Source organism: Sphingopyxis sp. P1IMeth2 (assembly GCF_900185685.1).
In the GTDB taxonomy this organism is placed as follows: domain Bacteria; phylum Pseudomonadota; class Alphaproteobacteria; order Sphingomonadales; family Sphingomonadaceae; genus Sphingopyxis; species Sphingopyxis terrae_A.
The window spans coordinates 267,025-280,782 of the sequence record NZ_FYAT01000013.1; the positions used below are offsets into that span (position 1 = coordinate 267,025).

A 13,758-nucleotide genomic window follows, 5' to 3' on the forward strand; every position below is an offset into this window, starting at 1 on the left:
GGCCATGACCGCGACGCGCCACTATCTACTCGCCGCCGGAGGCACCGGCGGCCATATGCTGCCCGCTTATGCGCTGGCGGGTGAACTGATCGCGCGCGGGCACCGCGTCGCGCTGGTCAGCGACGACCGCGGCCTCAGGATTCCGGGCGCGCCGGCCGAGCTGGAAACGCATGTTCTGCCCGCCGGCCGCGTTCAGGGCGGTCCCGTCGGCTGGGTGAAGGCGGCGCTGGCGATCCGCAAGGGGCGCGCGATGGCGATCGACCTGATCCGCGATTTCGACCCGGCGGTGGTCGTCGGCTTCGGCGGCTATCCTTCGCTGCCCAGCCTGCTCGCGGCGCGCGCGACCAAGACGCCCAGCGTCATCCACGAACAAAATGCCGTGCTGGGCCGGACCAACCGGCTGATGGCGGGACGGGTCGATGCGATTGCGGTCGCCTACCATCATATCCGCCGTTTCCCGCCCGCCTGTGCCGACAAGCGCCACCTGATCGGCAATCCGGTGCGCGAGGAAATTATCGCGATCCGCGAGGACGGCTATCCGCCGCTGCCCGAGGACGGCATCGTTCGTCTGCTCGTCGTCGGCGGCAGCCTAGGCGCCACGGTGCTGAGTGACGTCGTTCCCGCTGCCGTCGCCATGCTCCCGCGCGCGCTGCTCGACCGCTTGCAGGTGGTCCAGCAATGCCGCGAGACTGACATCGAAACGGTGCGCGCCAAATATGCCGCCCTTGGCGTCGCGGCCGAGTGTGCTCCCTATATCACCGATTTTCCCGAGCGGCTGCGCTGGGCGCACCTCGTCATAGCGCGGGCGGGGGCGTCGACCGTCGCCGAGCTGGCCTGCGCCGGCAGGCCGGCGGTTTTCGTGCCCTATCCGCACGCGATGGACGATCACCAGACCTATAATGTCGGCGATCTCGTCGCGGCGGGTGGCGCGATCTCGATCCAGCAGAGCGATTTCAATCCCGCTGCGCTCGCCAAGCATATCCAGCGCATGGCGCTCGAACCCGGCGCGCTCGAAGAAGCTGCCGACCGGGCGGCGAGCTGCGGCCTGCCCGATGCGACCCGTGACCTTGCCGACCTTGTCGAAAGCTTTGCCGCGCCGCCGATGATGGATGTCATCCGCGTCGGTGCCGGCACCCAGCGCGCCGCTTCGGGTGTCGCCGCCGCGCGGCGGGAGGCGAACTGATGCGCGGCGTTGCGACCGATATCGGCATCATCCACTTCATCGGGATCGGCGGCATCGGCATGTCGGGCATCGCGGAGGTGATGCACAACCTTGGCTATCAGGTGCAGGGCAGCGACATTGCCGACAGCTATGTTGTCGAGGGCCTGCGCCAACGCGGCATCAAAGTCGCGATCGGGCACGAAGCCGCGAACGTCGATGGCGTTGCCGTGGTTGTGACCTCGACGGCGGTGAAGCGCGGCAACCCCGAGGTCGAGGCCGCGCTCGCGCATCGCATCCCGATCGTCCGCCGCGCCGAAATGCTCGCCGAGCTGATGCGCCTCAAATCCACCGTCGCGATTGCGGGCACGCACGGCAAGACGACGACGACCAGCCTGGTCGCCGCCTTGCTCGATGCGGGCGGCATCGACCCGACCGTCATCAACGGCGGCATCATCAACAATTACGGCTCGAACGCGCGGCTCGGTGCGTCGGACTGGATGGTGGTCGAAGCCGATGAAAGCGACGGCAGCTTTCTGCGCCTCGACGGGACGATCGCGGTCGTCACCAACATCGATCCCGAACATCTCGATCATTATGGCAGCTTCGACGCGATCAAGGACGCGTTCGTCGAGTTTATCGAAAATGTGCCCTTCTATGGCGCGGCGATGCTCTGCCTCGACCATCCCGAAGTGCAGGCGATCATCCCGCGCATCCGCGACCGCCGCATCGTCACCTATGGCTTTTCGGCGCAGGCCGACGTGCGCGGCACCAATGTGACACCGGGGCCCGACGGCAATCGCTTCGACGTCGTCGTGCGCGACCGCGACGGCAATAGCCGTACGATCGAGGGTATCCACCTGCCGATGTCGGGGCGCCACAATGTCCAGAACGCGCTCGCGGCGATTGCGGTCGCGCTGCACATGGGCGTGTCGGACGAAAATATCGCGTCGGGCTTCAACGGCTTTGCCGGGGTCAAGCGCCGCTTCACCAAGGTCGGCGAGATTGCAGCCGGGGACGGCATCGTGACGGTGATCGACGATTATGCCCATCATCCGGTCGAGATCCGGGCCGTGCTGTCGGCAGCGCGCGAAGGTGCCGGGGCGGGACGCGTCGTTGCCGTCGTCCAGCCGCATCGCTTTACCCGCCTGCGCGATCATATGGACGATTTCCAGCAGGCCTTTAACGACGCGGACATGGTGCTCGCACTGCCCGTTTATGCAGCGGGCGAAAGCCCGATCGAGGGCGTGTCGTCGGATGCGCTGGCGCAGGGGCTGCGCGACCGCGGCCATCGCCATGCATCGACCGTTGCCGACGCCGGCGCGCTCGCTGCAACGATCGCCGACGCGATCCGCACCGAAACGCTCGGCGCGGGTGACATGATCATCTGCCTCGGCGCAGGCGACATCACCAAGATGGCGGCGGGGCTGGCGAGCGCGGTGGAGGCGGTATGAGCACCGCCGATACGCTTCCGGCGGTCCGCGGCAAGCTAACCGCAAAGGCGCCGCTGGCGCCGCTCGTCTGGTTCAAGTCGGGCGGTCCTGCCGACTGGCTGTTCGAGCCGAAGGACGCCGATGATCTTGCCGGTTTCCTGCGCGACCTCGATCCCGCGATTCCGGTGATGGCACTCGGCCTTGGCTCGAACCTCATCGTTCGCGACGGCGGCTTTCCGGGCGTCGTCGTCCGGCTCGGCAAGGCCTTTGCTAAGGTCGAAGCCGTCGACGCGACCAGCTTGCGCTGCGGAGGCGGTGCCTCGGGCATCCTCGTCTCGTCGACCGCGCGCGACGCAGGGATCGCGGGGATGGAGTTCCTGCGGTCGATCCCCGGCACCGTTGGCGGCTTCGTGCGGATGAACGGCGGCGCTTATGGCAGCGAGGTCAAGGACATATTGGTCGAGGCCGACATCGTCTTGCGCTCGGGCGAGCGCCGGACCTTGCCGCTTGCCGATCTGGGCTACACTTATCGCCACAGCGAATTGCCCGAAGGTGCGGTCGTCGTGGGCGCGACGTTCCGCGGGCGTCCGGGTGAACCCGAAGCCATCCAGGCCGAAATGGACCGCATCTCGGCGAGCCGCGAGGCGTCGCAGCCGCTGCGCTCGAAGACCGGCGGCTCGACCTTCAAGAACCCCGACGGTCACAAGGCGTGGCAGCTTGTCGATGAGGCCGGTTGCCGCGGTTTCGCCATCGGCGGCGCGCAGGTGAGCGAAAAGCATACCAATTTCCTGATCAACACCGGTGCGGCGACGAGCGCCGACATCGAAGCGCTCGGCGAGGAAGTCCGCCGCCGGGTGAAGGCGAAGAGCGGCATCGAATTGCAATGGGAGATTCAGCGCGTGGGAGTGGCGAAGTGAGCCGGGGTCCGTGGCATGTCGCCGTGCTGATGGGCGGCTGGTCCGCCGAGCGCGAAGTGTCGCTGATGAGCGGCAAGGGCGTTGCCGACGCGCTCGAAAGCCGCGGGCACAGGGTCACGCGCATCGACATGGGTCGCGATGTGGCGCAGCGGCTTGCCGAAGCGCGGCCCGATGTCGTCTTCAACGCCCTCCACGGCGTTCCGGGCGAAGACGGCACCGTGCAGGGCATGCTCGACCTGATGGGCCTCAAATACACCCACAGCGGGCTCGTCGCGTCGGTGATCGCGATCGACAAGGAATTGACGAAACAGGCGCTGGTGCCGCATGGTATTCCCATGCCGACGGGGACGATGGTCGACAGCGAAAGCCTGTTTTCAGCCGATCCCTTGCCGCGCCCCTATGTCCTGAAACCCGTCAACGAAGGATCGTCGGTCGGCGTCGCGATCGTCAAGGACGACAGCAACTACGGCAACCCCATTGCGCGCGAAGCTGTGGGGCCGTGGCAGGAGTTCGACCGGCTGCTCGCCGAGCCTTTCATCAAGGGGCGCGAACTGACCGTCGCGGTACTCGGCGATGAGGCGCTCGGTGTCACCGAACTGCGCGTGAAGTCGGGATTCTACGATTATGACGCCAAATATACCGACGGTCTGACCGAACATGTCTGTCCTGCCGATGTCCCCGCCGACGTTGCGCAGCGGATGAAGCATCTGGCGGTCGAAGCGCATCGCCTGCTCGGCTGCAAGGGCGCGTCGCGTTCCGATTTTCGCTGGGACGACGAGCATGGACTTGCGGGCATTTTCCTGCTCGAGGTCAATACGCAGCCGGGGATGACACCGCTCAGCCTCGTGCCGGAACAGGCGCGCGCCATCGGCATGGACTATGCCGAACTCGTCGAACGCATCGTGGGGGAAGCATTGGCATGAGCAGCGGAGTATGAGCAGCACCAGGATCAAACGCGCGAAGGCGCCGCCGCGCCGTCCGTCGCGCGCGCCCAAAAGGCGCCGGTCGGTCAAGCAGTCGCGCCTCAACATGGTCATCAACGCCTTGCCGATCAGCCCGGCGCATCTTCAGCGCGTCGCCAACTGGACGATCGGTATCGGCCTGGCGGGCGTGCTGGTGCTCGGTGCCGAGGTGACGGGTGTGACCGCGAAAATTCACGAAGAGTGGGCGCAGGCGGTCGGGCGCGCCGGATTTCAGGTAAAGAAGGTCGAAGTGGTCGGTGCCGATCGCATCGACCGGCTGAAGGTTTATGATATCGCGCTGGCGCAGAAGGACCGCTCGATGGCCGCGGTCGAGCTTGACGATGTGCGCCGCGACCTGATGCAGTATGGCTGGATCAAGGATGCGCGCGTGTCGCGCCGCCTGCCCGATACGCTGGTCGTCGATATCGTCGAGCGCACCCCGGCAGCGATCTGGCAGAATGACGGCCGACTGTCGCTGATCGACGACAGCGGGGTCGTTCTGGAACCCGTGACGGTCGCGACCATGCCCGACCTGCCGCTCGTCATCGGCCCCAATGCCAATCGGCGCGCGCAGGATCTCGATGCGCTGCTCGCCGAGGCCAGTTCGCTCAAGGAACTGCTCGCGGGCGCGACCTGGGTCGGCAACCGCCGCTGGGATCTGCGCTTCCGCAGCGGCGAAACGCTGTCGCTGCCCGAAGGCGATACCGAAGCGAAGGCGGCGCTCGCGAAATTCGCGCACATGGACGGGGCGAACCGCCTCCTTGGCCGCGGCATCCTGCGTTTCGACATGCGCGACCCCAGCCGTTTCGTGCTACGCATGCCGCACGAAGGGCAGGTGGCGCCGTCGAAGATCGACGACGCGCGTGCCGCCGCCGACGCGGTGTCGGCGGGTCAGGCGAACGAGGGATAGAAGCGATGGCGCCGCCGCGCATCGAAAAGATTATCACCGCGCTCGATGTCGGGTCGTGGAAGGTCTGTGCGCTCATCGCGGGCCAGACTGCCGACGGGCAGTTGCACGTGCTCGGCACCGGCCAGCGCGAAAGCCGCGGCGTCCAGCGCGGCTATGTCGCCGACATGGAGCAGACCGAGCATATCGTGCGCGAGGCGATCGAACAGGCCGAGCGTATCGCGGGTCTCAATATCGACGACGTCTGGGTCAGCTTCTCGGCGGGCAGCCTCTTGAGCGACGTCGCCCCGATCGAGAGCGAATTGGGCGGTCACCGCATCGAACAGGAAGATATCGACGATCTGCTCGCCGCCGGGCGCGCGGGGATCGATCCCGAAGGGCGGATGATCCTGCACGCGCAGCCGGCGCTCTACACGCTCGACGGGTTGACCGGCGTCAAGAATCCGATCGGCCTGCACGCCGACCGGCTGGGCGTCGACATCCACATCATCATGGCCGACGGCGCCCCGGTGCGAAATCTGGAAGCCGCGGTGCGGCAGGCGCATCTCGACGTCAATGCGGTGGTCGCCTCGCCGATCGCGGCGGGGCTCGCCTGCCTGTCGGAAGAAGAACGCGACCTTGGCGTGGCGCTTGTCGAGCTCGGCGCGGCGGTGACGACGGTATCGCTCTATGCGGGCGGAATGCTCGTCGAGATGGTTTCGCTGCCGTTCGGGGCGAGCGACATCACCGACGACATCGCCTCGGCCTTCGGTATCCGGCGCAGCCAGGCGCAGCGGCTGCAGAGCTTCTACGGCTCGGCCTCGGCCAGCCCGCGCGACAACAATGATTTGATCGAACTCGATCCCGGCGCGCCCGCGGGCAGCGATGCGCCGCGCATCACGCGCGCGCAGCTGATCTCGGTCATTCGCCAGCGGCTCGACCAGATGATGGGCGACATCGGACGGACGCTGAAGGATCTTCACTTCGTCGGCCCGATCGGCCGCCAGGTCGTGCTCGTCGGCGGGGGCGCCGATCTGAAAGGCATCGCCGATTATACCCAGATCGCACTCGGCCGGGCGGCGCGCGTCGGGCGACCGCGCGGCTTGCACGGCCTGCCCGATGCCCATTCGGGACCGGCTTTCGCGACGCTTGCCGGTCTGGTTCTTTATGCCGCATCCGACCCCGTGGATCTGCGCGACCTGCCCACGATGGCGCAGGATGTGTACCGTCCCAAGGGGTCGTCGATCATCAACCGACTTATCACCGCGCTGAAGAGCAGTTTCTGACGCGCGGTTGCGCGAAAGGTTAATTTTTTGGGTGATTCCGGCGTCACAATAGTGCAATGCGATAAATCAATGACGGGCGGCCGGACTACCGCCCGAATGGGTCGCAAGGTGAGGGAAGCGGCGTTGGTCCGCCGCTACTGGGAGATTGGTTGATGAGCATCAATATTGGCCCGCCGCAGGTCGATGAACTGAAGCCGCGTATCGCCGTGATCGGCGTCGGCGGCGCGGGGGGCAATGCCATCGCGAACATGATCGCGGCGAAGGTCGAGGGCGTCGATTTCGTCGTCGCCAACACCGACGCGCAGGCGCTCAACGCCTCGCCGGCGGAGCGTCGCATCCAGCTCGGAACGCAGATCACCCAGGGTCTGGGTGCGGGTTCGCGTCCCGAAGTCGGCCGGGCGGCGGCCGAGGAAAGCATTGCGCAGGTCGAAGAGGCGCTGAACGGCGCGCATATGTGCTTCGTCGCGGCCGGCATGGGCGGCGGCACGGGCACCGGTGCGGCTCCGGTCATCGCCAAGGCGGCCCGCGACCGCGGCATTCTGACCGTCGGCGTCGTGACCAAGCCCTTCACCTTCGAGGGCAACCGCCGCATGCGGTCGGCCGAAGCCGGCATTGCCGAGCTTCAGGACCATGTCGACACGCTGATCGTCATTCCCAACCAGAATCTCTTCCTGGTCGCCAACCCGAACACGACCTTCAAGGAAGCCTTCACCATGGCGGATGAAGTGCTCCAGCAGGGCGTGCGCGGTATCACCGATCTGATGGTCATGCCCGGCCTCATCAACCTCGACTTTGCCGACGTGCGCAGCGTGATGCGCGAAATGGGCAAGGCGATGATGGGCACCGGCGAAGCCGAAGGCGACGGTCGCGCGCTCGAAGCTGCGCAGAAGGCGATCGCCAACCCGCTGCTCGATGGCGTGTCGATGGCGGGCGCGAAGGGCGTGATCATCTCGATCACCGGCGGCGAAGACATGCGCCTGATGGAAGTCGACGAAGCGGCGAACCATATTCGCGAACTCGTCGATCCCGACGCCAACATCATCTGGGGCAGCGCCTTCAACGAAGGGCTGGAAGGCAAGATTCGCGTATCGGTTGTCGCGACCGGCATCGACGGTTCTGGCGACGCGGCGGCTCCGGCGGCTCCGGCGGCGCGCAGCTTCTCCTTCGCCCCCGCGCGCAGCCCGGCGCCGGCGCCCTTTGCCGAGGAGCCGGTCGAGGCGGCGGCTGTGGAAGCGCCGGTCGAAGCTGCGGAACCCGAAGTCGACACCGACCCCGCACCGGGCTTCTCGCTGGGCGATGCTCCCGCGGCCGAAGCACCGGCGCCGGCCGAGGAAGAGCCGATGGAACTGTCGCAGGTCGCCGCGACCTATGACGATACCAGCGACGAGCTCGTACTTGATGCACCCGAACCGGCGCCCGCGCCGGCTGCCGACCCGGCCCCCGCGGCCGAGCCTGCGCGGCCGATCGGTGGCGGCACCTTGTTCGAACGCATGTCGCGTCTGTCGCGTGGCGGTTCGGCCCCTGCCGAAGAAGGCGACAAGGAAGACGGAGTCGATATTCCGCGCTTCCTGGGCCGTCAGAACAACCAGTAACAGGGTTCATCGCGGCCGCCCGATGGGCAGGCGGCCCGAACACGGGATGATTTGCCCATGCGGCGATCCATATTGACGGCGGGGCCGCGGCGCGTTCGACTTCATGTCGGCGCGCTCGGCCTGCTGTTCCTGTCCGCTGCCCCCTTCGCAGCGGCGCATGCATTTCAGGTGACGCCGCCCGATGCGGCCACCAAGGCGGCGATGGAAAAACGCACCGCCGCGCGGACGATGCTGTCGTCGGCGATCGCTCGGCTCGCCTCGAACGCCGCCGACAGCGCCGCGCTGCTTGATGCCGGACGCGCTTCGATCGAGCTGGAGGATTATCGCGCCGCGCTCGGCTTTCTGACCCGTGCCGAGCAGGCGAGCCCGCGCGACGGCGGGGTCAAGGCGGCGCTCGGGTCGGCGATGCTCCATCTCGAAAAGCCGTCGCGGGCGCTCGACTATTTCGGCGAGGCGCAGCTTCTCGGCGCCCCCGAGCGGCTATTCCTTGCCGACCGCGGGCTTGCGCGCGATTTGCTGGGCCAGCAGGATGGGGCGCAGCGCGATTATCAACTCGCCCTGTCGATCGCGCCGAGCGACGAAGTGATCCGCCGCTATGCGATCTCGCTCGGCATCACGGGGCAGGCCGACCGCGCGATTCAGCTCCTCACGCCGCAGCTTCGCACGCAGGACCGTGCCGCATGGCGGTCGCGCGCGATGATCCTAGCGATCAACGGCCGCAATGACGAGGCGACCGAGATCGTCAAGGCGACGATGCCGGCGCTGCTGGCGCAGAGCATTTTGCCCTATCTAACCCAGATGGACCGGCTCAATCCGGCGCAGCAGGCCGCCGCCGCGCATTTCGGGCGCTTCCCGGCTGGCGAACTTGGCCCGGTGCGCAAGCCCGTGCAGATCGCTGCGGCCGCTCCGGCCCCGACACCAGCGCCTTCCCCGACTTCGACGCCGAGCAAACGGCGCGGCGACAAGGGCAAACCGGTGCAGGTGGCCACTGCCACGCCGCCACCGGCGACGCGACCGGCTCCGACGCTGACCCCGAAGCCGACACCTGCGCCCACGCCAGCGCCTGCGCCGACCTTGGCGCAGCCGCCAGCCGCCGTGCCGGTGCGCCGTGCTGATACACCGTCCGTCCCGGCAGCGAAGCCTCCCGCGCCGACACCGGCGCCAGCGGCGGCCCAACCGGTGGGCGTCGCGGTGAACAGCGGTGCCGGTCCGGTCGGTCCGGGCTTCTCGCTGAGCGATGTCGGCCAGCCGCCGGCCGCTGCCGCTGCGCCGCCGTCGGCGACGACCACGCCAGCGCCGAGTGCTGCGGCTCCGCTCGCCTCGTTGGCGCAGATCGTCAGCTCGATCGAGATTCCGCCCGAGGAGCTTGAGCGCACCAGCGGCGCGGTCGGCGCCGATACGCTTGCCAAGCTGGTCGAGGACAAGCGCAAGGCAGATGCCGCCGAAGCGGCAAAGCGCGAAAAGGAAGAAGCCGCGGCCAAGGCCAAGGCGGAGGCCGACGCCAAGGCGAAGGAAGAGGCCGCGAAGAAAAAGGCCAATCCCTCGCGCATCTGGGTGCAAGTTGCGGCGGGGTCGAACCAGAAGGCGCTCGCCTTCGATTTCAACCGCTTCGCCAAAAAGAATGCCGCGCTGTTCAAGGGCAAGGATGGCGGCTCGACCGAATGGGGCCGCACCCGCCGCCTGCTCGTGGGGCCGTTCAAGGACAAGAAGGCGGCTGCCGACTGGCTCGCGCAATATAAGAAGGCGGGCGGCGATGGTTTCGTCTTTACCAGCGATGCGGGGCAAGAGGTCGATCTCTTCAAATGACATTGTCGGCCTGTGCGAGTGACCCCAGGGCGACACGCGGACGCCGCCATGACGAACCGGGCCGCGTCGTGCGCGGGCCGCGCGATGCCTTTCAGCGCGACCGCGACCGCATCATCCATTCGATCGCTTTCCGCCGGCTGCGTCACAAGACGCAGGTCTTCGTCGCGCCCGACGGCGACCATTATCGCGTCCGGCTGACGCACAGCATCGAAGTCGCGCAGATTGGTCGCGGTATCGCCCGGGCGCTGGGGCTGAACGAAGATCTGACCGAGGCCTTGTGCCTTGCCCATGACATCGGTCACCCGCCCTTCGGTCATGCGGGCGAGGACGCGCTGAAAGCGGCGATGATGGCGCATGGCGGGTTCGATCATAATGGGCACACGCTGCGCACGCTCGCGCGGCTCGAATGTCCCTATCCGCGCTTCGATGGCATCAATCTGACGTGGGAGACGCTGGAGGGGTTGGCGAAGCACAATGGTCCGGTGCGTCACCCCGGCTGGGCATTGGCGGAAATCGACGCGGAATTTCCGCTCGACCTGACGAGCCATGCCAGCCTGGAGGCGCAGGTGGCGGCGGTCGCCGACGACATCGCGTACGACAATCACGACATCGACGACGGCCTGCGCGCGGGACTGCTGACGATCGACCAGTTGATGGCGCAGCCCTTCGTCGCCGAGAATTTCCGCCTCGTCGAAGCCCGCTTTCCGGGCGCGCCGCGCGACCGGTTGCTGCGCGAGCTGGTGCGCGACCAGATCGGCGTGATGGTCAACGACGTGATCGCCGCGACCAAGGCCAATGTCGCCGATGCGGGGGTGGAGAGCGTAGCGGAAGTGCGCGCGGCGGGCCGCACGCTCGGCGGCTTTTCGGATACGCTGGCGCGGCAGGAGCGCGATCTCAAACGCTTCATGTATGCGAACCTCTATCACCATCCGTCGCAGATCGCGGCCGCCGACGCGGCGCGCACCGTCGTTTCGGGGCTGTTTGCGGCCTACAGGGACGATCCTGCGCTGATGGGCGAGGAATGGGCATCGCGGCTGCCCGATACGGACGGGGCGACGGTGCGCCACATCGGCGACTATATTGCCGGGATGACCGACCGATTCGCGATCGATCGCTTTGCTGAGATGAATGGGCGGGCCGCGGTGCCCGAGGCGCTGGCGCATGTCTGATGCCGCACCCCGCGCGCTTCTGATCGGAGCGACGGGGCTTGTCGGACAGGCGGTTGCCCGCTGCGGCCATTCCCTGCCGCTTACCCTGCTGGCGCGCCGCTTGGTCGAGGCGGGGGCCGGCCATCGCGCCATGACCGCCGATCCGGGCGAATGGGCCGAGATCATCGCGGCGGAGCGACCCGGGATATTGATCTCCTGCCTCGGCACCACGATCCGCCAGGCGGGGTCGCAGGACGCGTTTCGCGCGGTCGATCATGATCTGCTGCTCGCCTGCGCCCGTGCGGCGAAGGCGGCGGGGACGGCGCACATGATCGCGGTCAGCAGCGTCGGCGCGGCGGCGCATAGCGCGAACTTCTATCTGCGGACGAAGGGTGAGGTGGAGGAGGCGCTGCGCGCGCTGAATTTCCTGCGGCTCGACCTGATGCGCCCCGGCCTGCTCACCGGTGACCGGCGGGGGCCGAAGCGGATTGGCGAGGGGCTGGCGATGCTTGCCGCGCCGCTCACCGACGCGCTGTTGCACGGATCGCTGCGCCGCTATCGCTCGATTCCGGCCGAAACGGTGGCGCGCGCGATCGTAGCCGCGGCGTCGCTCGCGGCGCCGGGACAGTTCGTCCACGAAAATGACGCGATGCAACAGCTCGCCGATTGACTCTGCCGAAGGCGAGCGCCAAGGCTCAGGCGTCTGTCGAGCCTCTTAAAGAGATTCGACCGGCCACGCGGGAGAGCGCGGGGGCAGGGAAACCGGCCGTCGCCACCGAAGGAGCAACCGCCCCGGAAACTCTCAGGTCAACGGACCGCGCGGCTGGAACGGACACTCTGGAAAGCGTTCGGGCGTCGCCCGGACCACCGAAGGGGTAACTCCATGCCGACCCGTCATCGTGGGCGCATGGACGAAAACTCTCAGGTTCCCGTGACAGAGGGGGCATGGCGAAGGAACGGCATCGGGCCGCGCCGCGTCATGTCAACGACGGGAGGCCGATATGAGCGAAACCGAAGAAATGGGCGAAACGGTCGCGATCGAAACGCTTCCGCTCGACGCCTGGCACCGTGCAAGGGGCGCGCGGATGGTCGAATTCGCCGGCTATCACATGCCGATCCAGTATGACGGCATCATGGCCGAACATCTGTGGACGCGCGACAATGCGGGTCTGTTCGACGTCAGCCACATGGGGCAGCTCGTGTTCAGCGGCGAAGGCGCCGCCGAAGCGCTCGAGGCGCTGGTTCCGGGCGATATTTCGGCGTTGAAGCCGGGGCGGATGCGCTACTCGCTGCTGCTCGCCGACGATGGCGGCATCCTCGACGATCTGATGGTCACCAATACGGGGCATGGCCTCTACATGGTCGTCAATGGCGCGGTGAAGTGGGACGACATCGCGCATCTGCGCGAACATCTGCCCGACGAGATCGAGATGAACCTGCTCGACGAACAGGCGCTGCTTGCGCTGCAGGGGCCAAAGGCCGCGGCCGCGCTGACGGCGCTCGGCGTGGTTCCCGAATTTTCCGATATTCTTCCCGTCGATCGCCTCGTCTTCATGCAGGCCGGCCCCTATCTGTGGGGCGACGTGCGGCTGGGGATCAGCCGTTCGGGCTATACCGGAGAAGACGGGTTCGAAATTTCGGTGCCGGCGAGCGACGTCTCGGCCCTCGCCGATGCGCTGTGCGCGCAGGAGGCGGTAAAACCGATCGGCCTCGGCGCGCGCGATTCGCTGCGGCTCGAAGCGGGATTGCCGCTTTACGGCCACGACCTCGACGAAGGCATCGACCCCGTCGAGGGCGATCTGGCCTTTGCGATCAGCAAGCGCCGCCGCGAGGAAGGCGGCTTTCCGGGCGCCGCGCGCATCCTCGGCCATCTTGCCGATGGCAGTCCGCGCAAGCGCGTCGGCCTGACCGTAGATGGCAAGATGCCGGTGCGCGAGGGCGCCAAGATTTTCGACGGGAACCGCGAAGTCGGTGTCGTCACCTCGGGCGGTTTTGCGCCGAGCGTCGGCGCCCCCATAGCGATGGGCTATGTGCCCACCGGCCTGTCCGAGCCCGGCACGGCGCTCGCCGCCGAAGTCCGCGGCAAGCGCGTCGCCGTGACGGTGACGCCGATGCCCTTCGTTCCACATCGTTACGTGCGCAAACAGGGAGGCTGATCGATGCCGCGTTTTTATACCGAAGAGCATGAATGGATCGATGTCGATGGCGATGTGGCGACGGTCGGCATCACCGACTTCGCGCAGGGCCAGCTCGGCGATATCGTCTTCGTCGAGGTTCCCGACACCGGCGCCGAACTGTCGAAGGGCGGCGACGCCGCGGTGGTCGAATCGGTGAAGGCGGCGAGCGACGTCTACGCGCCCGTCGATGGCACCGTCACCGAAGGCAACGGCCAGCTTGAGGAGGACCCCGCGCTCGTCAATTCGGACCCCGAAGGCGAAGGCTGGTTCTTTCGCATGACGCTCAGCTACAAGAGCCAGCTCGACGGGCTGATGAATGCGCAGGCGTACAAGGAATTCATCGCCGATCTGTGATCGCAAACTCCTTCCGGTCGCGGGAGGGGGAAAGGCCG

12 protein-coding genes and 1 riboswitch are annotated in these 13,758 nt (G+C 67.2%); all 12 genes read left to right on the forward strand.

The genetic code is table 11. The annotated features are described in order from the left end of the window. Window positions 1-4: 4 nt before the first annotated feature. On the forward strand, window positions 5-1,183 hold the full coding sequence (gene murG / locus P1IM2_RS12680; protein WP_186402671.1) for an undecaprenyldiphospho-muramoylpentapeptide beta-N-acetylglucosaminyltransferase: 1,179 nt from the start codon (window positions 5-7) through the stop codon (window positions 1,181-1,183). After that, entirely contained in the window at window positions 1,183-2,613 is a 1,431-nt protein-coding gene (murC, locus tag P1IM2_RS12685; RefSeq protein WP_186402672.1) for a UDP-N-acetylmuramate--L-alanine ligase, read from the forward strand. Before murG ends, murC begins: the two co-directional genes overlap by 1 nt. Continuing rightward, window positions 2,610-3,509, forward strand: coding sequence for a UDP-N-acetylmuramate dehydrogenase (gene murB, locus P1IM2_RS12690; protein WP_186402673.1), 900 nt, complete (start codon window positions 2,610-2,612; stop codon window positions 3,507-3,509). Before murC ends, murB begins: the two co-directional genes overlap by 4 nt. After that, window positions 3,506-4,432, forward strand: coding sequence for a D-alanine--D-alanine ligase (locus P1IM2_RS12695; protein ID WP_186402674.1), 927 nt, complete (start codon window positions 3,506-3,508; stop codon window positions 4,430-4,432). Before murB ends, P1IM2_RS12695 begins: the two co-directional genes overlap by 4 nt. Window positions 4,433-4,442: 10 nt before the next feature. Continuing rightward, on the forward strand, window positions 4,443-5,381 hold the full coding sequence (locus P1IM2_RS12700; protein ID WP_186402675.1) for a cell division protein FtsQ/DivIB: 939 nt from the start codon (window positions 4,443-4,445) through the stop codon (window positions 5,379-5,381). A gap of 5 nt (window positions 5,382-5,386) precedes the next feature. After that, complete coding sequence (gene ftsA, locus P1IM2_RS12705) at window positions 5,387-6,643, forward strand: cell division protein FtsA (protein ID WP_003040016.1); 1,257 nt, start codon at window positions 5,387-5,389, stop codon at window positions 6,641-6,643. A gap of 152 nt (window positions 6,644-6,795) precedes the next feature. Next, window positions 6,796-8,235 carry a cell division protein FtsZ gene (gene ftsZ / locus P1IM2_RS12710; RefSeq protein WP_186402676.1) on the forward strand — a complete coding sequence of 480 codons (1,440 nt, stop codon included), beginning with the start codon at window positions 6,796-6,798 and terminating at the stop codon, window positions 8,233-8,235. Between the two features lie 57 nt (window positions 8,236-8,292). Further along, window positions 8,293-10,041 carry an SPOR domain-containing protein gene (locus P1IM2_RS12715; RefSeq protein ID WP_062900555.1) on the forward strand — a complete coding sequence of 583 codons (1,749 nt, stop codon included), beginning with the start codon at window positions 8,293-8,295 and terminating at the stop codon, window positions 10,039-10,041. Next, on the forward strand, window positions 10,038-11,210 hold the full coding sequence (locus P1IM2_RS12720) for a deoxyguanosinetriphosphate triphosphohydrolase (protein ID WP_062900554.1): 1,173 nt from the start codon (window positions 10,038-10,040) through the stop codon (window positions 11,208-11,210). Before P1IM2_RS12715 ends, P1IM2_RS12720 begins: the two co-directional genes overlap by 4 nt. Further along, complete coding sequence (locus P1IM2_RS12725) at window positions 11,203-11,859, forward strand: NAD(P)H-binding protein (protein WP_186402677.1); 657 nt, start codon at window positions 11,203-11,205, stop codon at window positions 11,857-11,859. Before P1IM2_RS12720 ends, P1IM2_RS12725 begins: the two co-directional genes overlap by 8 nt. A 58-nt stretch (window positions 11,860-11,917) precedes the next feature. Further along, window positions 11,918-12,017, forward strand: a riboswitch (glycine riboswitch). A gap of 173 nt (window positions 12,018-12,190) precedes the next feature. Next, window positions 12,191-13,345, forward strand: a complete 1,155-nt coding sequence (gcvT, locus tag P1IM2_RS12730; RefSeq protein ID WP_186402678.1) for a glycine cleavage system aminomethyltransferase GcvT — start codon at window positions 12,191-12,193, stop codon at window positions 13,343-13,345. A 3-nt stretch (window positions 13,346-13,348) separates the two neighbouring features. After that, entirely contained in the window at window positions 13,349-13,720 is a 372-nt protein-coding gene (gcvH, locus tag P1IM2_RS12735) for a glycine cleavage system protein GcvH (RefSeq protein ID WP_186402679.1), read from the forward strand. Window positions 13,721-13,758 lie beyond the last annotated feature (38 nt).

What these genes read in the sequence shown, in the direction of transcription:
- murG (WP_186402671.1), top strand. Translation starts at nt 5, where the DNA reads ATGACCGCGACGCGCCACTATCTACTCGCCGCCGGAGGCACCGGCGGC.
- murC (WP_186402672.1), top strand. Translation starts at nt 1,183, where the DNA reads ATGCGCGGCGTTGCGACCGATATCGGCATCATCCACTTCATCGGGATC.
- murB (WP_186402673.1), top strand. Translation starts at nt 2,610, where the DNA reads ATGAGCACCGCCGATACGCTTCCGGCGGTCCGCGGCAAGCTAACCGCA.
- P1IM2_RS12700 (WP_186402675.1), top strand. Translation starts at nt 4,443, where the DNA reads ATGAGCAGCACCAGGATCAAACGCGCGAAGGCGCCGCCGCGCCGTCCG.
- ftsA (WP_003040016.1), top strand. Translation starts at nt 5,387, where the DNA reads ATGGCGCCGCCGCGCATCGAAAAGATTATCACCGCGCTCGATGTCGGG.
- ftsZ (WP_186402676.1), top strand. Translation starts at nt 6,796, where the DNA reads ATGAGCATCAATATTGGCCCGCCGCAGGTCGATGAACTGAAGCCGCGT.
- P1IM2_RS12715 (WP_062900555.1), top strand. Translation starts at nt 8,293, where the DNA reads ATGCGGCGATCCATATTGACGGCGGGGCCGCGGCGCGTTCGACTTCAT.
- P1IM2_RS12720 (WP_062900554.1), top strand. Translation starts at nt 10,038, where the DNA reads ATGACATTGTCGGCCTGTGCGAGTGACCCCAGGGCGACACGCGGACGC.
- P1IM2_RS12725 (WP_186402677.1), top strand. Translation starts at nt 11,203, where the DNA reads ATGTCTGATGCCGCACCCCGCGCGCTTCTGATCGGAGCGACGGGGCTT.
- gcvT (WP_186402678.1), top strand. Translation starts at nt 12,191, where the DNA reads ATGAGCGAAACCGAAGAAATGGGCGAAACGGTCGCGATCGAAACGCTT.
- gcvH (WP_186402679.1), top strand. Translation starts at nt 13,349, where the DNA reads ATGCCGCGTTTTTATACCGAAGAGCATGAATGGATCGATGTCGATGGC.